Below are 16,267 nucleotides of genomic sequence, written 5' to 3'. Positions count from 1 at the left end.
GGGGCTTTTTTGTCGCCTGCGGCCCGTCACGCGGCATCTTCGCCTTGGCAGCGCTTCCGTGATATCTTCGCCCTTGGGGATGGAGGAGAGGATGTCTCACTTCGTGAAGGCCGTGGTCTCGACGCCGGGCCATCAGCGCATTGCCCGCACGCCCTTTGGAGCCCGGGTCGTCATCCATGCGACGGCAGCCGAAACGAACGGCGCCTTCGGCATGTGGGAAACATTTACCCCGCCTGGCCAGGGACCCGCGCCGCACACCCACACTCGCGAAACCGAGGTATTCAGGGTCGTCAAGGGCGTCTACAGGTTCCGATGCGGCGGCGAAGAGTTCGATGCGCCGCCGGGCACGGTCGTCACGCTGCCGCCATTCGTCGAGCATTCGTGGAAGAATATCTCCGACGAGGACGGCCAGATGTTCGCCGTTGTAAGCCCGGGAGGCTGTGAGCGGTTGTTCATCGACATCGAAGCCACCGGCGCTGACACGCCTGAGAAGGTGGCAGTGATCGAAGCACGCCTCGGCATCATCAACGAGGCTACCTAGGCGCTCGCCGCGCAATAGGCCCCACGCCTGGCCCGCGCCTGTTCCAACCGCGAGCCCAGCCACGCGGGGCTTTTTCTTTTTCGGGACCGGGCTATAAATTCGCCACATGTCCCGCCTTTTGCCGCTCCTCACCTGGCTCGCCTTTCCCGCCTATGTCTGGCAAGGGCTCGGCGTGCGCCGCCGCACCTCGCGCATGCTTCCGGCGCGCGGGCCGGTGTTGCACGGCATCGCAGGCAGCGAACCCGCTGTCTCGCTGCTGGTGCTGGGCGATTCCTCGGCCGCTTCCGTCGGCATCGACCATTCGCAGCAAGGGCTTGCCGCGCAGCTGGCCTCGCTGATCTCGGCGCGCACCGGCCGGGCCGTGCGCTGGCGGGCCGCCGGCTTCAACTCGGCCACTGCCGGGCAGCTGCTCGACCATGTGCTGCCCAATCTGGCGGCCGAGCCGTGGACGCATATCGTGCTGTCCATCGGCACCAACGACACCAAGAATTTCCACACGCTGCGCCGCTTCAAGAGGGAGTTCGGCGGCCTGCTCTATGCGCTGCGCGCCAAGTGGCCGGAAGCGCACGTGGTGTGGTCGCCGGTGGTGGAGTTCACGCGCGTTCCGGCGCTGCCGCCCTTGCTGGCGAAAATCCTCGAAATCCGCGCCAGCGCCCTCAACGCGCTCGGCACCCGGCTGTGCCACGAACGCGGCGCGATGCCCGCCACGCGCCTGCCGATCCCCGACCCGCAGACCGGCTTCTCCACCGACGGTTTCCATGCCTCCGCCGCCGGTTACCGCGCCTGGGCCGAGCATCTAGCGGATCTTGTGCTGGCTGAGAGTTGAGCGGCAGGCGGTCGCGATCCCGCATCCCGGCAGCTTGATTCTGTAGCTGCATCGGCGGCACGACCGTCGAGGCATGGGTCCCCGTAACCCCTCGCTTGCTCGCTGCGCTCGCGCTCGGGGCACGAGGACGACGAGGTAAGGTTCCGTCATCCTCGGGCCGGAGCATGAGCGAGGCGAGATGCGAAGGTTCCGGGGACCCATGCCTCGGACTCGCAACCGGCAGACCGGTGCCGAACTGAGAATTGCGGCACCACTAAGCGCAAGGCCCTGGCCCGCCCCCGCTCAAACCCCGTGGCTGAGCACCACCGTCAGGCCGAGCGCCCCCAGCGCGATCAATGCCAGCTTCCAGAAGTCGCGCCGCTGCCGCAGCCCCGGCAGGCCGAGGGGCTTGATGATCTGGATCAGCATGAAGCCGATGATGACGAGCGACAGCGCTTTGGACATCTCGCCATTGAGCAGCAACGCCCGGCTTTGTCAAAGCGCTGCTTGGCCAGGACTGCGGCTTGCCTGCCAGCTTATCCCATAGTCAGATGGACGCCGCCGACCGTCATTGTCTAAGAAAAGCAGACCCGGCATAGGGAGGTGTCGTCATGTCTTCGCGCTACCACGAAGTCTATGAAAGCTGGAAACGCGATCCGGAAGGCTTTTGGGCCGAGGCCGCGCGCGACATCGACTGGTTCAAGCCATGGGACAAGGTTTTTGACCCTGACGCCGGCGTCTATGGCCGCTGGTTCGCCGGCGCCGAGTGCAACACCTGCCACAACGCGGTCGACCGCCACGTCGCCGGCGGCCGCGCCGACCAGACCGCGCTGATCTATGACAGCCCCGTCACCGGCCGGCAGAAGAAATTCACCTACGCCGAACTCAAGGCCGAAGTCACCGCGCTTGCCGCCGTGCTGCAGGATCAGGGCGTCCAAAAAGGCGACCGCGTCATCATATACATGCCCATGGTTCCGGAAGCGGCCTTCGCCATGCTCGCCTGCGCGCGGCTGGGCGCCATCCACTCCGTGGTCTTCGGCGGCTTTGCCTCCAAGGAGCTTGCCACCCGCATCGACGACGCCACGCCAAAACTCATCATCTCGGCCTCCTGCGGCATCGAGCCCGGCCGCGTCATCGCCTACAAGCCGCTGCTCGATGGCGCCATCGACCTCGCGCGCCACAAGCCCGAGCGCTGCCTCATCCTCCAGCGCGACGGGCAGCGCTGCGAGCTCACCCCCGGCCGCGACCTCGACTATACGCAAGCCGTCGCCGCTGCCAAGGCCGCGAGCCGCGAGGTGCCTTGCGTGCCGGTGCTCGCCACCGACCCGCTCTACATCCTCTACACCTCCGGCACGACCGGCCAGCCCAAGGGCGTGGTGCGCGACAATGGCGGCCACATGGTCGCGCTGAAATGGTCGATGGAGAACGAATTCGGCGTCAAGCCCGGCGAGGTGTTCTGGGCGGCGTCCGACGTCGGCTGGGTAGTCGGCCATTCCTACATCGTCTACGCGCCGCTCTTCCACGGCTGCACGACCATCCTGTTCGAGGGCAAGCCGGTCGGCACGCCCGACGCCGGCACCTTCTGGCGCGTCATTTCCGAGCACGGCGCGGTCGCCCTGTTCACCGCGCCCACCGCCTTCCGCGCCATCCGCAAGGAAGATCCGGCCGGCGAGCATCTTGCCCGCTACGACCTGACAAAATTCCGCACCCTGTTCCTCGCCGGCGAGCGCGCCGACCCCGAGACGATCAAATGGGCCGAGCAGCGGCTGGACCGCCCGGTCATCGACCATTGGTGGCAGACCGAGACCGGCGCTCCGATCAGCCAGAACCCGATGGGGCTCGGGCAGTTGCCGGTGAAATACGGCTCGCCCGGCGTGGCCATGCCCGGCTACGACGTGCAGGTGCTGGACGATGCCGGCCATCCGGTCGCGCCCGGCACGCTCGGCAATGTGGTGATAAAGCTGCCGCTGCCGCCCGGCTGCCTGCCGACGCTGTGGCACGCCGACGAGCGTTTCCGCCGCGCCTATCTCGACGAGTTCCCCGGCTACTACAAGACCGCCGACGCCGGCTTTCTGGACGAGGACGGTTACCTCTTCATCATGGCCCGTACCGACGACATCATCAACGTCGCCGGCCATCGCCTCTCCACCGGCGGGATGGAGGAAGTGCTGGCCTCGCATCCCGATGTCGCCGAATGCGCCGTGGTCGGCATCTATGACGAGCTCAAGGGCCAGGTGCCCTGCGGCTTCATCGTCCTGTCCTCCGCGGCCACCCGCGACACGGCGACGATCGAGAAGGAGATCGTCCAGCTGGTGCGCGAGCGCATCGGCGCCGTCGCCGCCCTAAAACTGGTCGTCACCATCAAGCGCCTGCCCAAGACGCGCTCGGGCAAGATTTTGCGCTCCACCATGCAGAAGATCGCCGACAAGGAGGAGTGGATCATGCCCGCCACCATCGACGATCCCGTCATCCTCGAAGAGATCAAGGCCGCGCTCGCCGCGCGCGGCATAGGCGTCTGACGGCAGCTTCCCAAAGTGCTCGCGCCGAGCAGGCTCCTGACAGACTGTTGTCAGCACGGCTGTGCGACAGTGCTCTCCGCAAGCCAAGGAGAGTCGCCATGTTCACCCCAGAGTTTTTCCGCGCCGTCAGGCACTATGCCGGCAAGATCCAGACCATGCGCGACCAGATCCGCACCGAGCGCTTTTTCAACTCCCTGCCGGAGAGCATCCAAAAGGATATAGGCTGGCCCGACACCTACGCGGCCCGTCGCGCGCGCCGCAGCTGATCGATGTCGTCGGAGAGGAGTTCCGCCATGAATGACGCCAGGACCGTCGGTTTCGTGTTCATCGATGGCTTCGCCGATTGGGAATACGGGCTGCTTGCCGGCTCGATCGCCGAATGGTTCGGCGCGCGCACCGTGTCGCTGACCCACACGGGCGAGCCCGTCAATTCAATGAGCGGCTTTCGCCTCGCCCCGCATCGCGGCGCCGATCCGGCCGAGAACGCCGATCTCGATGCCATCGCCGTCGTCGGCTCCGATGTCTGGGCGACCCCGCGGTCGCCCGACGTCTCGGCGCTGCTGCGCACCGTGGAGGAGCGCGGCGGCGTGGTCGGCGGTATCTGCGGCGGCACGCTGGCACTCGCCCGCGTCGGCCGGATGCGCGAGCTTTTCGCGCGCGAATATTCCTGACATTGCCGCCAAGGCTCCTGACAATATGTTGTCAGGAGCGTCGTGGCATGATGCCATAAGAGGGGGAGCTGCTTCCCAGTCCCCGTGAGACGAGCCTCTCCGCGCCGAAGGGCGCGGCCTTGTTGTAAACCCGCGCCTGCCGTCCCGGCTCCCCCCGGCTGCGGCGGGCGCGCTTCAGCCTGACGGAACCGCCCATGCGACGTGCAGACCGGCTTTTCCAGATCGTTCAGCACCTTCGCGGCGGCCGCCTCGTCACCGCGCAGAAGCTCGGCCAGTGGCTGGAGGTGTCCGAGCGCACCATCTACCGCGACATCGCCGATCTGCAGTCCACGGGCGTGCCCATCGATGGCGAGGCCGGCGTCGGCTATATGATGCGCGAGGGCTTCGACCTGCCGCCGCTGATGTTCACGCGCGACGAGATCGTGGCGCTGGTGGCGGGTGCCCGCATGGTCCGGGCCTTCGGTGGCGCCACCATGGCGCGCGCGGCCGACGAGGCGCTGGTCAAGATCGGCGCGGTGCTGCCCGATGCCGAGAAGGACCGCATCGCCCGCACCGAGATCCACACGCCGATGTGGGTGGTCACCGACGCCGACCGCGCGGCCATCGACGTTCTAGAGCGCTCCATCGAAAAGCGCGACGTGCTCGCCCTCGACTATCGCGACGAGGCCGGCCGCAGCACCATGCGCGACGTGCGCCCGCTTGGCCTCTGGTTCTGGGGCAAGGTGTGGACGCTGGTCGCCTGGTGCGAGATGCGCGACGATTTCCGCGCCTTCCGCATCGACCGCATCGCCCGGGTAACGCAGGCCGGTCGCGGCTTTCGGCCCGAGCGCGGCAAGCAGCTCGCCGACTTCTACCGCCGCGTCGAGCGCAACGAATATGCCGGCGACGGCGCCAGTCGTTCGATGCGGGGCTGAGCCGGACCGGTCCCCTTCTTCCCTTGAGCCGCCGGGCCATTCATCCCGAGCGCCTGATCCTCAAACCGACGCACAATTGCGCTCAACAAAAAACCCCGCCGAGGCGGGGTTTTTTTCGTTCTATGAGAGGCTTCGCTCAGCGGCGATGATCCAGCTCGTCCTCGTCTTCGTCCTCGTGCTTGGACTTCAGCGACGAGAGCTTGGCGAACACGGCGTTGGCGTCGAGCTCCTTCTCCTCCTCGGCCACGGTCTCGCCCACTTCCAGCCGCTCGGTCATGGAGGCGGGCAGCAGCGTGTCGCCCGTAGGCGCGGCTGCCGGGCGGCCGTGCGAGGCGCGCTGCACCTCGATGTCGAGGTCGATCTGCGAGCAGAGGCCCAGCGTCACCGGGTCCATCGGCGTCAGGTTGGCCGAGTTCCAGTGCTTGCGCTCGCGGATCTGCTCGATGGTCGACTTGGTGGTGCCGACCAGGCGCGAGATCGCCGCATCCTTCAGCTCGGGGTGGTTGCGCACCAGCCACAGGATGGCGTTGGGGCGGTCCTGGCGCTTCGACAGCGGCGTGTAGCGCGGGCCCTTGCGCTTGGACTCGGGCACCCGCACCTTGGGCTCCGAGAGCTTCAGGCGATGATTGATGTCGCGCTCGCCGCGGGCGATCTCGTCGCGCGAGAGCTGGCCGGTCATGATCGGGTCCATGCCCTTGATGCCCTGCGCAGATTCGCCGTCGGCGATTGCCTTCACCTCGAGCGGGTGCAGGCCGCAGAACTGCGCGATCTGGTCGAAGGAAAGCGCCGTGTTGTCGACCAGCCAGACGGCGGTCGCCTTGGGCATAAGCAGCGTATTGGCCATCGAAAATATCCTTTCGTTCGCCCGCGTCCCTTTACGCGGGCGGTGGATCAAGACCACCGAAATCGGGAATTCGACGGTTATATAACGCTGTTCGGGCCCTGGAGCAAGAAAACTTCACGCAATTCACCGTGGTCAGAGAACCACCACCCACGCCTCGCTTCGATGAAGTATCGCCACGAGAAAGCAACTCGAAACATTCAAGCTGCCGGGAACAGGCCAGTTCAGCAATTTCTACGCAGACCCCGAAGCGTTTGGCAGTCCAAGCTCGAGAATCGGTCCCGCCTTTCGGTGACGGGCGTGCCTGGCAAATTCTAGACCGCTCGACGTTGCACCTACCAAGCACCTGACTGTATCTTTTAACCTTGGATCATAAACCGTATCGGAAATTGCAGGAGACCGGATGGCTGGAAATAATCTTGCTCTGTACACTTTCGGTATATTCCGGCACCCGGCCAATGATCCCTCAAATCAGGGCTTTCATGATCGTAATGATTTGAATTTCCAGATCGTTGAACAAAGCCACGGCTTTGTCGCACGATCCGGTTATCTTGACGAACCCGGCCCGCCGAGTTGGGGCGAACAAGTTTTTCCCAGATTCTACATCGAGCGTGGAGATGGGTGGTCGCCATCCACCTTGTCCTTGTGGGAAGATTTGGCCTCGGCCGTGGCGTTCTCCTATAGCGGCGTTCACGCCGAGGCCCTGAAACACGGGCGGGAATGGTTTCTCAAACCGGCATGGCCTCCCTATGTGCTTTGGTGGGTTGACGCGAGCCACCGTCCCACATGGCAGGAGGCCGTGGTGCGGCACGAGTTTCTGCACGATCAAGGAGCCTGTCCTTTCGCTTTTGATTTCAAGAGCCCGTTTGACAGGGAAGGAAAGCAGACCTCGATTGATCGTAAGGCGGTCAGGTCGAAGGCCCTGTTGAACGAGACCCGCCAGAAAAATTTCGTCTGATATGTGCGAGCTATCGCGCTTCAGTACATTCGCGCCGCCCGAAGCGCTCGGGCGTGTCCCGCTCCCGGCGGCGGCCGTCCTACACGACTTCGCGATCCGGGCGGGCCGCGCGGAACCTCGAAGGCTAAGGCGAATTGTTGGCTTGGGATGCGCAATTGTGGCGCAACCCGCCGGGCGGTACGAGCCGCCCAGGAAAAGTCCGCCATGTCGCTGGCCGAATACATGCTCCGCAAGCCCATTGCCGAGATCATCCGCGCCGCGCCGGGGCATACGCTGAGGCCCAGCCTCGGCGCCTTGAGCATCACCGCGCTCGGCATCGGCTGCATCATCGGCGCCGGCATCTTCGTCCTGACCGGAACCGCGGCGGCGCAATTTGCCGGCCCGAGCATCATGCTTTCATTCGTGCTGGGCGGCATCGCCTGCGCCTTCGTGGGGCTTTGCTATGCCGAACTGGCGGCGCTGATCCCGGTCTCCGGCAGCACCTATACCTACACCTACGTCACCTTGGGCGAGCTGGTCGCCTGGATCATCGGCTGGGACCTTGTCCTCGAATACGCCATGGGCGCGGCCACCGTCTCCGTCGGCTGGTCGGGCTATGTCGTCAGCCTGCTGAAGAATTTTGGCATCGTCATTCCGCCGGCCTTCGCCGCGGCCCCCGGAACGGTCGCCGAAAAGCTTGCCGACGGCACGGTGGTGTATGGCATCGTCAACCTGCCCGCCGCCTTCATCGTCGCCGTCCTGACCTATCTCCTAGTCATCGGAACCAGCGAGTCGGCGCGGCTCAACAACGTCATGGTCGCCGTGAAGCTGGTCGTGGTGCTGGCCTTCATCCTGATCGGCTCGGCCTATGTCTCGTCCGCCAACTGGCATCCCCTCATCCCCCAAAACACAGGCGAATTCGGCCATTTCGGCTGGAGCGGCATGCTCCGCGGCTCGGCGGTGGTGTTCTTCGCCTTCATCGGCTTCGACGCGGTTTCCACCGCCGCGCAGGAGGCCAAAAACCCCCAGCGCGACATGCCCATCGGCATATTGGGCTCGCTTGCCATCTGCACCGTGCTCTACATCGCCGTTTCGGCGGTGCTGACCGGCATCGTCCCCTACCAGGAGCTGAACGTCGCCGACCCGATCGCCAAGGCGGTCGACGTCATCGGGCTGACGTGGTTTTCGGTGCTGATCAAGATCGGCGCCCTGGCCGGCCTGACTACGGTGATCCTGGTGCTGCTCTACGGCCAGAGCCGCGTCTTCTTCACCATCGCCCACGATGGCCTGCTGCCGCCGGTGTTCGCGCAGATTCATCCTGTTCGCAGAACCCCCTGGAAAAGCCAGATCCTGATCGGCACCGTCGTGGCTATCGTCGCCGCCCTGACCCCGATCGGCATATTGGGCGAGATGGTGAGCATCGGCACGCTATTCGCCTTCGTCCTGGTCTGCGGCGGGGTCCTCTATCTGCGTAAGAGCCACGCCACCGTTGCGCGGCCGTTCCGCGCGCCCGGCGTGCCGGTCGTGCCCATACTGGGCATCCTGTTCTGCCTGCTCCTCATGGCCGGGCTGCCGCTGGAAACTTGGCTGCGGCTGCTCGTCTGGCTGGTCATCGGGCTCGCGATCTACTTCCTATACGGCCGCAATCATTCGGTCCTGCGGAAGAGATCGTTGCCCATGGCGCTGGGCCGCGAGCCATGACATGACCGGGCAGCGTCGGACTTTGAAGCGCTAGCGGCAGCATCCCCTAGTTCGAGAGGGCTACGAGACCGCGCGCGTGCGCCCGGGATGCGAGGAGGATTGAGGGATGGAAGACAGAGAGATTCGAGCTGCTCTCGATCGCCACTGGGCCGCCTCCGACGCGAACGACTTCGAGGCCGAGCATCGGATTTACCAAGAGGACGCGGTGCTTGAGTATCCGCAGTCGGGGGAACGCATACGCGGTCGGCACAACATTCAGGCATCTCGTTTCGCACAGCCGAACAAGAAACGCTTCACGGTGCAGCGGATACTCGGCGCTGGCGACCTCTGGATCACCGAATTGGTCCTGACCTACGACGGGCAGCCGTCTTACACGGTAAGCATTATGGAGTTTAGCAACGGGCAGGTGGCCCGCGAAACCCAATATTTCGGTGATCCGTTCGAACCGGGCCTTTCACGGGTTCAATGGGTCGAGCGGATGCCTTGAAACGCCCGCCAGGCGTCAATAGGGCGTCGCCCAGTAGTTCAGGACCGCCGACGAAGCCGCGCCTCCGAGCACGCAGGGCAGGCCGAAAGCGACCTGGCCGGTCGCCGCGGCAGCGATGCATCCCACCGAAAGCGCGCCCTGCCCGAGCTTGCCCCACCACGCGACATCGCGATTGGAGCCGGGGCCCATGCGCTTGAGATTCTCCAGCCGGTCGAGTGCGGTCTTGCGCAGGGACGAGATCTCGACGGTCTCGGCCGCTTCGATCGTCTCCGCAAGCTGCTTGGCCGTCTCCTTGTCGGTCTGCTGCGCCTGCAGCGTCTTGAGAAGCTTGAGCAGCTTGGGGTCACGCGACGCGTTCATCGCCAGGGTGAATTTCGCCATGCTGCCGATGGTCAGCTTCTCGACGCTGTCGCGCTCGACCGACCAGGGCAGCATCTTGATCATGCGCTCGACCGGCGGGGCGCTGCGTGAGGCGTAGTAGTAGCCCCAGTATATGTCGAGCGTCTCCGGGCGCTGATCGAGCGGAATTTCCTTGTTCTTTTCCTTCTTGGCGAACCACTTGGCCGGATTGGCGCGGTCCTTCCACGTGGTCTTCTCTTCGTCCAACGGAGTGTCCGGGGTCGGCAGCTTGCCTTCTAGATATCGCTGCGCCATCAGCGCGCGGGTCGGCATCTTCGGCGCCGCTCGCGTCATCAGCCCGCGCCAGTCCGGATGATCGGAATAGGCGATGGCGCGAACGATCGCCCAGTGATCGGCCGCGCGCATGTGAACCAGCTTGTCGATGACGGCATCGGCCTTTTTGGGATTCGATCCGATCATCCCGGCCATGAACCCGACATACATGCCGGCCCCTTCCGGATCGTTGAGCACGCCAAGGTCGCTCGCCATCTTCATGACCGACGGAGCGCGCGCGGCATCGCGGTTCGGATCATAGGCATTGATCCAGGCCAGCACGTCATCCTTGGAAGGTTTGGCCGGCGGTACTGCAAAGGCCATGCCCGAAGCCATAAATACGGCAAACAGCGCAACAAAAAGAGCTCGCATATCCAAGATCGCGCTCCGGCGCGCCCCACATCTTGATTGTCGTAGAGTGTCCATGATCGCGGGGGAATTCATCAGGCGCGTGGGACCATTTCACGACGCGCTTGCGACCATTTTGCGGCGAGAACGCCACGAAAGCGGCGGATTTAGGCCCTCCGGTCCGGTTCGAGGCCGTTTCGTTGCGCTGCATCGAACAGCGCGATGCCTCTCCACGCCACCCCGCCAACCGCCGGACAGGTCGACATAACCGAGAATCAAAGTATCCTCCGGTCCTTTACTGGAGCGCACGCTATGGCCGAAAAAGTACCCGAGAAATCGGCGAAGGCTGCAGAGCCGACCCTCCTCTCGGGCGGCAACCCGCAGATCGCGAAAGGGGACGGCGACGCCCCTGTGCAGGCCTACATCGCGGCCATGCCGGGATGGAAAAGCGCCGTCGGGCGCCGCCTCGACGCACTCGTCGTGCGCACCGTGCCCGGCGTGCGCAAGGCGGTCAAATGGAACTCGCCGCTCTACGGGGTCGAGGGTCAGGGCTGGTTTCTCGGCATTCATTGCTTCGCGATATACGTCAAGGTGGCCTTCTTCCGCGGCGCGGCGCTGAGCCCTGTCCCGCCGGTCGCGTCCAAGAGCCCGGACACGCGCTATCTCCACATCCATGAGCACGACCAGCTCGACGAGGCCCAGTTCACTGACTGGGTGAAGCAGGCCAGCCAATTGCCCGGCGCAAAAATGTGAGCGTCCGGCGCGTGGCCGGGCGAACGACAGCAACAGAATGAATGCGAGGACCGATGCAAGACAACCAGGCTAAGAAAGAAGGGGGAGCCTCCCCCTCTCAGCTGATCGACGCCAGGATCAGCGAGCTGGGTGGCTGGAGGGGCGAAACGCTCGCCCGGGTCCGGGACCTCATCAAGCAGACCGATCCCGAAGTGGTCGAGGAGTGGAAGTGGAGAGGCGTCCCGGTATGGGAGCACGCCGGCATCATCTGCACCGGCGAGACATACAAGAGCGTCGTCAAGCTGACATTCGCCAAGGGAGCCTCATTGCAGGATCCGGCGGGCCTCTTCAACTCCAGCCTCGAAGGCAACACCAGGCGCGCCATCGATATCCGTGAGGGCGAAACGATCGATGAGGAGGCGCTGCAGGCGCTCATCCGCGCCGCGGTGGCTCTGAACATTTTGGCGCGCGCCGCCCGCTCGGGGAAGCGACCGAAGAGCGCCTGAGGCGCGTCGCGAGAATTGACTGCCGCGGGTGGGACTGGCCAGTCGCCCCATCCCGCGTGACCAGCAAATTGCCGTCGGTTGCCCGATTCTGCTCGGCCCCCTTCAGTTGAGATGCGGTCTGCGCTTGTCGCTTGGAGGCAATGGTGGTTACCTTAGAGGGCCCCAACGATGCCTGGGACCATAGTCCCTGGGATGGTGGATCATGCCCAGTGCTGGTGAAGTCGACGCCAAAGTAAGGAGACTGTTCACCTCGAACCGAGCCTGGCTTCCTTACCTGATGTTCGGCGCGGCCTATGCGGCCCTCTTTGCTCTTGGCGTCTACACGGAAGACAACAGCGTATTGGCGCTGGCCTGGCCTGCCAACGCTTTCATGCTCGGCATGCTGGTACGCTTTCCTCTGTTGGCCCGCCCTCCGGGCTGGATCGCCTGTCTTGTCGGGTTCGCGATCGCCGTCGCAATAATCGGCTACGGGCTCCCCGAAGGCGTGAGACTGGGCGCCTATAATTTCGGCATCGCCGCAATCGGCTATATCCTGCTTACGAGTTTCAGCCGGGTCGACCAGCGCCTGCAGCGCCCGATGTCGGTCTTTTATCTTCTTGCGGCCGTGGTCCCCGCGTCGCTTTACGCCGGGGTCGCGGGCGCGGCCCTGCTCGGGTCCTTGGTCAGCATCCCGGATGCCGTGAACCCCTTCCGCTACTGGTTCTCGGTCGAGTGCTTGAACCAGCTTGCCTTCTTGCCGATGATCCTGACTTTTCCGGAAGAAAAGCATTGGCCGCGGCACCTGCCGCTCACCTTTCACGAGCAGGCGCCTATCATCGTGCTGATCCTTTCGGCCGCCGCGGGAGTATTGTTCGGCGGCCTGGCCGCCCTCGCATTTCCGGTTCCAGCTCTCTTTCTATGCGCGATTTCCTATCGTGTTTTCCCCACAGCCGTACTGACGTTCGTGTATTGCGCGTGGACGATCATCGCGACGACGTTTGATTTCGTCGAACTGTCGAATGCCGACCATTCGCTGGTGTTGTCGATCGCGGTCGGCCGCGCACTGACCATCTTGGGACCGCTCATTATCGCCACGACCACGGCGACAAGAAGCGAGGTTCTCGAGCAGTTGAGATATCTCGCCGCCGAGCGCGAGATCGTGTCCCATGAACTCGAGCATCGGATCAAAAACCTGTTCGCGCTGGTCAACGGGCTGATCGGCCTGTCCATCAAGGACAACCCGGATCTGAGGCCGTTGGCGGACACGCTGAGAAATCGGCTCGTAGCGCTGCAGCATGCGCATGGACTCATACGCAGTGAGAACACGTCCCCAGGCACGACAAGTGAACTGACCTCGCTGAAAGAGCTGATCAGCGTTCTGCTGAAACCATACGAGGGAAGTACCGGCAATCAACTCGTCGTCGATGGCGATGATGCCTTCATCGATCGCGGAACCGTGACGGTGCTGGCCCTCGTCTTTCACGAGTTGGCAACGAACTCGGCCAAATATGGCGCATTGAGCGAATCCGACGGCATCTTGGAAGTTCACATCAGCCGCAAGATCGACGAAGTGCATATCCACTGGGTAGAGAAGTCTTCAGGGCTGAGTGGTCAATCGGAGATCGTCGACAGCGGCTTTGGCTCGAAGCTCCTGGACCTCACGATCAAGTCGCAATTGCGGGGAATCTATACGCGCAACCGCAAGGAGGGCCGTGTCGACATCGACATCTCTCTTCCCGGCAAACTCTTCCACTACCTTCCGGCAAGCAGGTGAGCTCGATGGGACGTTCGCTGCCCCCTCGCCCCGTCGGCGAGAGGGTGGCGGCGAAGCCGAGGTGGTGACGGCGTGCCGGGACAGCCTGCCCCCTATGCCACGTCCAGCACGATCTTGCCGATATGCTCGCCCTCTTCCATCCGCTCATGCGCGCGCCAGGCCTCGCGCAGCGGGAAGATCATGTCCATCACCGGGGCGATGCGGCGGCTGGCGAGCAAGGGCCATGCATGCGTCTCCAGCCCCGCCGCGATCTCGCCCTTGACCTCCACCGGGCGCGGCCTGAGCGTCGAGCCGGTGTGGACCAGCCGCTTCACCATCAGCTTGGAGAAGTCGGTGCTGGCCACCGCCCCGCCCATCGTGGCGATCTGCACGATGCGGCCCTCGACGGCGGCCGCTTCGTAGTTGCGGGCAACATAGTCGCCGCCGACCATGTCGAGGATGACATTGGCCCCGCGCCCTTCCGTCGCCTGCTTGACCACGGCGACGAAATCCTCGGTGCGGTAGTTGATGGCGCGATCCGCCCCCAGCCGCAGGCAGGCCTCACATTTTTCCGGGCTGCCGGCGGTGGTGACGACATAGGCGCCGAAGGCGGCGGCAAGCTGGATCGCCGTGGTGCCGATGCCCGAGGAGCCGCCATGCACCAGAAACACCTCGCCACCCTTCAGCCCGCCGCGCTGGAAGACGTTGTGCCAAACGGTGAAGAAGGTTTCCGGCAGGGCGGCCGCCTCGGTGAAGGTGAAGCCGGCCGGTATCGGCAGTGCGTTGGTCTCGTGCACCTTGGCATATTCGGCATAGCCGCCGCCGGGGGTGAGCGCGCAGACCTGGTCGCCGACGCGCCAGCGCTTGACCTCGGCGCCCAGCGCCGCCACCTCGCCCGACACCTCCAGCCCCGGCAGTTCGGAAGCGCCCGGCGGCGGCGGATAGGCGCCCTTGCGCTGCGCCACGTCCGGCCGGTTGACGCCGGCGGCCTTGACCCGGATGAGGATCTCGCCGAGGCCAGGCAGCGGCACGTCGCGCCGCTCGGGCTTGAGCACCATCGGGCCGCCGGGGGTCGTGATCGCCACCGCCATCATCTTCTCGGGTATCGTCTCGCCGCTCGTCATCGCTCGCTTCCTTCCTTCGGCCGCTCCGGTTGGCATCCGGTATTTGCATGTTGGGTCCACCCTTATGTAGGCTGTCGCTTCAACAGGCAAACCAGCAGCAATCACTGGCGAGGCGACGATGGCGATCTTCGACGACGAACCCAAGAAACCGGCAGCCACGCATGTCGTCGGACAGGATTTGTCGCTGCTTTCGGTCGCCGAGCTTGCCGAGCGAATCGCCCAGCTCAAGGCCGAGATCGCGCGGCTGGAGGTCGAGCTGAAAGCCAAGGACGCCACCAAGAATGCCGCCGAGGCGTTGTTCAAGCGCGAATAATTGGCCAAACATGTCGCAGTCGCGCCGCCGAAAAGTCGGAAAGTCGGTATTTTCAGGCGATACCCACTCCTCAGCACGATTCGACGGGTAGACGCATGCTCGCAGCCTACAGACCAATCTTCTCGCTCTTGCGCGGCACCGCATTCCTGCTCGCAGCCTCCGGCCTGCATGGCCTGCTGTTGCCGCTGCGCGGCCAGGAAGAGGGTTTCTCCACCGCGGCCCTCGGCCTTATGGGCTCCGCCTGGGCCGGCGGTTTCGTGGCCGGCTGCTACTTCGCCCCGCGCCTGGTGCGGCGGGCGGGCCATGTCCGCGCCTTCGGCACCTTCGCCGCCTCGGCGGCGATCATCGCGCTGCTCACCGGGCTGTGGATCGACGAGCTGGTCTGGATCGTGCTGCGGGCCTTCACCGGCTTCGCCATGGCCGGCGCCTTCATGGTGATCGAGAGCTGGCTCAACGAGCGCGCCACCAACGAAAACCGGGGCACCGTCTTCGGCCTCTACATGATGGTCACCTACGCCTCCATCATGGCCGGCCAGATGATCGTGGCTGCGAGCGATGTGCGCAACGCCTCATTGTTCATGGTCGCCGGCATCTTCTTCTGCCTGTCGCTCATCCCCACGGCGGTGTCCAGCGCGGCACATCCCAAGCCGCTGCAGGACGTGTCGCTCGACCTGAAGGGGCTCTACGCCAACTCACCGGTCTCGTTTGCCGCCTGCCTGCTGATCGGCGTGGCAAACGGCGCCTGGGGCACGCTGGGCGCGGTCTATGGCGCGCGGATCGGCATCTCCACCGCCGAGATCGCGCTGATGATGAGCCTGGTGGTGGTGGCCGGTGCCGCCATGCAGATGCCGATGGGCCGCATTTCTGACAAGACCGACCGCCGCTTCGTGCTTGCCGCGGCCTCTTTCGGCTCGGCGGCGGTCGGCGTGCTCATCTTCCTGATCGCACCGCGCAACGGCGTTTTCGTCATCGCCATGGCCGCAGCCTACGGGTCGCTCGCCTACACGCTCTATTCGCTGGCGGTGGCCCATGCCAACGACCACGCCCGCCCGGAGGACTTCGTCAAGGTTTCGGGCGGCCTGCTGCTGCTCTACGGCTTCGGCACGATGATCGGCCCGGTCATCGGTGCCGGGCTCATGGGCTCGATGAGCCCGGAAAGCCTGTTCCTGGCCACGGCGCTCGCGCATTTCTTGCTGGCCGGCTACACGCTGCTGCGTATCAGCCGCCGCGCGCCCGTGCCGGTGGAGGATCGCGAAGCCTTCAAGACATTGCCATCCGAGCGCGGCGTCACGCCCGAGGCCGTCCGCCTCGATCCGCGCACCCCGGCCGTGCAGGAGGGCTGAGCCCAACCCGTGCGGAACCTTTGGGAGGGTGTCGGGTTAGTCAGGTATTGGTGGATAGGGTTTCCGGCCGTCTCGAATGAG

At 64.7% G+C, this 16,267-nt stretch carries 17 protein-coding genes and 1 pseudogene; 14 read left to right on the top strand and 4 right to left on the bottom strand.

Going from position 1 to position 16,267, the window contains the following annotated elements; translation table 11 throughout:
• The first annotated feature begins 91 nt into the window (after positions 1–91).
• Complete coding sequence (locus ABLE85_RS12235; RefSeq protein WP_348793005.1) at positions 92–541, top strand: cupin domain-containing protein; 450 nt, start codon at positions 92–94, stop codon at positions 539–541.
• 106 nt (positions 542–647) lie between these two features.
• Positions 648–1,367 (top strand): SGNH/GDSL hydrolase family protein, encoded by a 720-nt coding sequence (locus ABLE85_RS12230; RefSeq protein ID WP_348793004.1) that lies wholly within the window; start codon positions 648–650, stop codon positions 1,365–1,367.
• A 282-nt stretch (positions 1,368–1,649) separates the two neighbouring features.
• Here the strand turns inward: ABLE85_RS12230 and ABLE85_RS12225 are convergent, their stop codons facing one another.
• Entirely contained in the window at positions 1,650–1,811 is a 162-nt protein-coding gene (locus tag ABLE85_RS12225; RefSeq protein WP_348793003.1) for a hypothetical protein, read from the bottom strand.
• Positions 1,812–1,957: 146 nt separating this feature from the next.
• Here ABLE85_RS12225 and ABLE85_RS12220 point away from each other — a divergent pair, with 146 nt between their 5' ends.
• The 4 genes and pseudogenes from ABLE85_RS12220 to ABLE85_RS12205 all read left to right on the top strand — a co-directional run bounded on the left by ABLE85_RS12220 (position 1,958) and on the right by ABLE85_RS12205 (position 5,450).
• Positions 1,958–3,865, top strand: a complete 1,908-nt coding sequence (locus ABLE85_RS12220; protein WP_348793002.1) for a propionyl-CoA synthetase — start codon at positions 1,958–1,960, stop codon at positions 3,863–3,865.
• 98 nt (positions 3,866–3,963) lie between these two features.
• Complete coding sequence (locus ABLE85_RS12215; RefSeq protein ID WP_348793001.1) at positions 3,964–4,131, top strand: hypothetical protein; 168 nt, start codon at positions 3,964–3,966, stop codon at positions 4,129–4,131.
• A gap of 27 nt (positions 4,132–4,158) precedes the next feature.
• A pseudogene (locus ABLE85_RS12210) lies at positions 4,159–4,500 on the top strand (DJ-1/PfpI family protein); the annotation flags it as partial.
• Positions 4,501–4,730: 230 nt separating this feature from the next.
• Positions 4,731–5,450 (top strand): YafY family protein, encoded by a 720-nt coding sequence (locus ABLE85_RS12205; protein WP_348793000.1) that lies wholly within the window; start codon positions 4,731–4,733, stop codon positions 5,448–5,450.
• A gap of 136 nt (positions 5,451–5,586) precedes the next feature.
• Here ABLE85_RS12205 and ABLE85_RS12200 read toward each other — a convergent pair whose 3' ends face one another.
• A complete protein-coding gene (locus tag ABLE85_RS12200; RefSeq protein WP_348792999.1) occupies positions 5,587–6,294 on the bottom strand; it encodes a DUF1013 domain-containing protein in 708 nt (235 codons plus the stop codon).
• 400 nt (positions 6,295–6,694) lie between these two features.
• On the opposite strand from ABLE85_RS12200, the gene ABLE85_RS12195 reads away from it, so the two are divergent.
• The 3 genes from ABLE85_RS12195 (at position 6,695) to ABLE85_RS12185 (ending at position 9,416) form a co-directional block, all read left to right on the top strand.
• On the top strand, positions 6,695–7,249 hold the full coding sequence (locus ABLE85_RS12195) for a DUF3291 domain-containing protein (protein ID WP_348792998.1): 555 nt from the start codon (positions 6,695–6,697) through the stop codon (positions 7,247–7,249).
• A 204-nt stretch (positions 7,250–7,453) separates the two neighbouring features.
• Positions 7,454–8,929: an amino acid permease gene (locus ABLE85_RS12190; RefSeq protein WP_348792997.1), complete on the top strand. Its 1,476-nt coding sequence runs from the start codon at positions 7,454–7,456 to the stop codon at positions 8,927–8,929.
• A 106-nt stretch (positions 8,930–9,035) separates the two neighbouring features.
• A complete protein-coding gene (locus ABLE85_RS12185) occupies positions 9,036–9,416 on the top strand; it encodes a nuclear transport factor 2 family protein (protein ID WP_348792996.1) in 381 nt (126 codons plus the stop codon).
• A gap of 15 nt (positions 9,417–9,431) precedes the next feature.
• Here the strand turns inward: ABLE85_RS12185 and ABLE85_RS12180 are convergent, their stop codons facing one another.
• A complete protein-coding gene (locus ABLE85_RS12180) occupies positions 9,432–10,412 on the bottom strand; it encodes a hypothetical protein (protein ID WP_348792995.1) in 981 nt (326 codons plus the stop codon).
• 336 nt (positions 10,413–10,748) lie between these two features.
• On the opposite strand from ABLE85_RS12180, the gene ABLE85_RS12175 reads away from it, so the two are divergent.
• The 3 genes from ABLE85_RS12175 to ABLE85_RS12165 all read left to right on the top strand — a co-directional run bounded on the left by ABLE85_RS12175 (position 10,749) and on the right by ABLE85_RS12165 (position 13,427).
• Entirely contained in the window at positions 10,749–11,189 is a 441-nt protein-coding gene (locus tag ABLE85_RS12175) for a DUF1801 domain-containing protein (protein ID WP_348792994.1), read from the top strand.
• Between the two features lie 53 nt (positions 11,190–11,242).
• Entirely contained in the window at positions 11,243–11,674 is a 432-nt protein-coding gene (locus ABLE85_RS12170; protein WP_348792993.1) for a DUF1801 domain-containing protein, read from the top strand.
• 202 nt (positions 11,675–11,876) lie between these two features.
• Entirely contained in the window at positions 11,877–13,427 is a 1,551-nt protein-coding gene (locus tag ABLE85_RS12165) for an HWE histidine kinase domain-containing protein (protein ID WP_348792992.1), read from the top strand.
• A gap of 92 nt (positions 13,428–13,519) precedes the next feature.
• On the opposite strand, the gene ABLE85_RS12160 is transcribed toward ABLE85_RS12165, so the two are convergent.
• Positions 13,520–14,530 (bottom strand): NAD(P)H-quinone oxidoreductase, encoded by a 1,011-nt coding sequence (locus tag ABLE85_RS12160; protein ID WP_348792991.1) that lies wholly within the window; start codon positions 14,528–14,530, stop codon positions 13,520–13,522.
• A 118-nt stretch (positions 14,531–14,648) separates the two neighbouring features.
• Between ABLE85_RS12160 and ABLE85_RS12155 the strand changes: the two genes are divergently transcribed.
• Positions 14,649–14,843, top strand: a complete 195-nt coding sequence (locus ABLE85_RS12155; RefSeq protein ID WP_348792990.1) for a DUF1192 domain-containing protein — start codon at positions 14,649–14,651, stop codon at positions 14,841–14,843.
• Between the two features lie 95 nt (positions 14,844–14,938).
• The gene (locus tag ABLE85_RS12150) at positions 14,939–16,186 is read left to right on the top strand and encodes an MFS transporter (protein ID WP_348792989.1); all 1,248 of its coding nucleotides are present in this window, start codon (positions 14,939–14,941) and stop codon (positions 16,184–16,186) included.
• The last annotated feature ends 81 nt before the right edge of the window (positions 16,187–16,267 follow it).

It is taken from the genome of Mesorhizobium sp. KR1-2, from assembly GCF_040045035.1.
Classification (GTDB): domain Bacteria; phylum Pseudomonadota; class Alphaproteobacteria; order Rhizobiales; family Rhizobiaceae; genus Pseudaminobacter.
The sequence above is the reverse complement of the archived record's forward strand: the minus strand, read 5'-3'. Positions and strand labels throughout refer to the sequence as shown.

Coding starts and splice junctions, on each gene's coding strand:
- ABLE85_RS12150 (WP_348792989.1), top strand. CDS start 14,939: ATGCTCGCAGCCTACAGACCAATCTTCTCGCTCTTGCGCGGCACCGCA.
- ABLE85_RS12165 (WP_348792992.1), top strand. CDS start 11,877: ATGCCCAGTGCTGGTGAAGTCGACGCCAAAGTAAGGAGACTGTTCACC.
- ABLE85_RS12200 (WP_348792999.1), bottom strand. CDS start 6,294: ATGGCCAATACGCTGCTTATGCCCAAGGCGACCGCCGTCTGGCTGGTC.
- ABLE85_RS12170 (WP_348792993.1), top strand. CDS start 11,243: ATGCAAGACAACCAGGCTAAGAAAGAAGGGGGAGCCTCCCCCTCTCAG.
- ABLE85_RS12195 (WP_348792998.1), top strand. CDS start 6,695: ATGGCTGGAAATAATCTTGCTCTGTACACTTTCGGTATATTCCGGCAC.
- ABLE85_RS12225 (WP_348793003.1), bottom strand. CDS start 1,811: ATGTCCAAAGCGCTGTCGCTCGTCATCATCGGCTTCATGCTGATCCAG.
- ABLE85_RS12155 (WP_348792990.1), top strand. CDS start 14,649: ATGGCGATCTTCGACGACGAACCCAAGAAACCGGCAGCCACGCATGTC.
- ABLE85_RS12180 (WP_348792995.1), bottom strand. CDS start 10,412: ATGGCCTTTGCAGTACCGCCGGCCAAACCTTCCAAGGATGACGTGCTG.
- ABLE85_RS12220 (WP_348793002.1), top strand. CDS start 1,958: ATGTCTTCGCGCTACCACGAAGTCTATGAAAGCTGGAAACGCGATCCG.
- ABLE85_RS12175 (WP_348792994.1), top strand. CDS start 10,749: ATGGCCGAAAAAGTACCCGAGAAATCGGCGAAGGCTGCAGAGCCGACC.
- ABLE85_RS12190 (WP_348792997.1), top strand. CDS start 7,454: ATGTCGCTGGCCGAATACATGCTCCGCAAGCCCATTGCCGAGATCATC.
- ABLE85_RS12235 (WP_348793005.1), top strand. CDS start 92: ATGTCTCACTTCGTGAAGGCCGTGGTCTCGACGCCGGGCCATCAGCGC.
- ABLE85_RS12215 (WP_348793001.1), top strand. CDS start 3,964: ATGTTCACCCCAGAGTTTTTCCGCGCCGTCAGGCACTATGCCGGCAAG.
- ABLE85_RS12185 (WP_348792996.1), top strand. CDS start 9,036: ATGGAAGACAGAGAGATTCGAGCTGCTCTCGATCGCCACTGGGCCGCC.
- ABLE85_RS12160 (WP_348792991.1), bottom strand. CDS start 14,530: ATGACGAGCGGCGAGACGATACCCGAGAAGATGATGGCGGTGGCGATC.
- ABLE85_RS12230 (WP_348793004.1), top strand. CDS start 648: ATGTCCCGCCTTTTGCCGCTCCTCACCTGGCTCGCCTTTCCCGCCTAT.
- ABLE85_RS12205 (WP_348793000.1), top strand. CDS start 4,731: ATGCGACGTGCAGACCGGCTTTTCCAGATCGTTCAGCACCTTCGCGGC.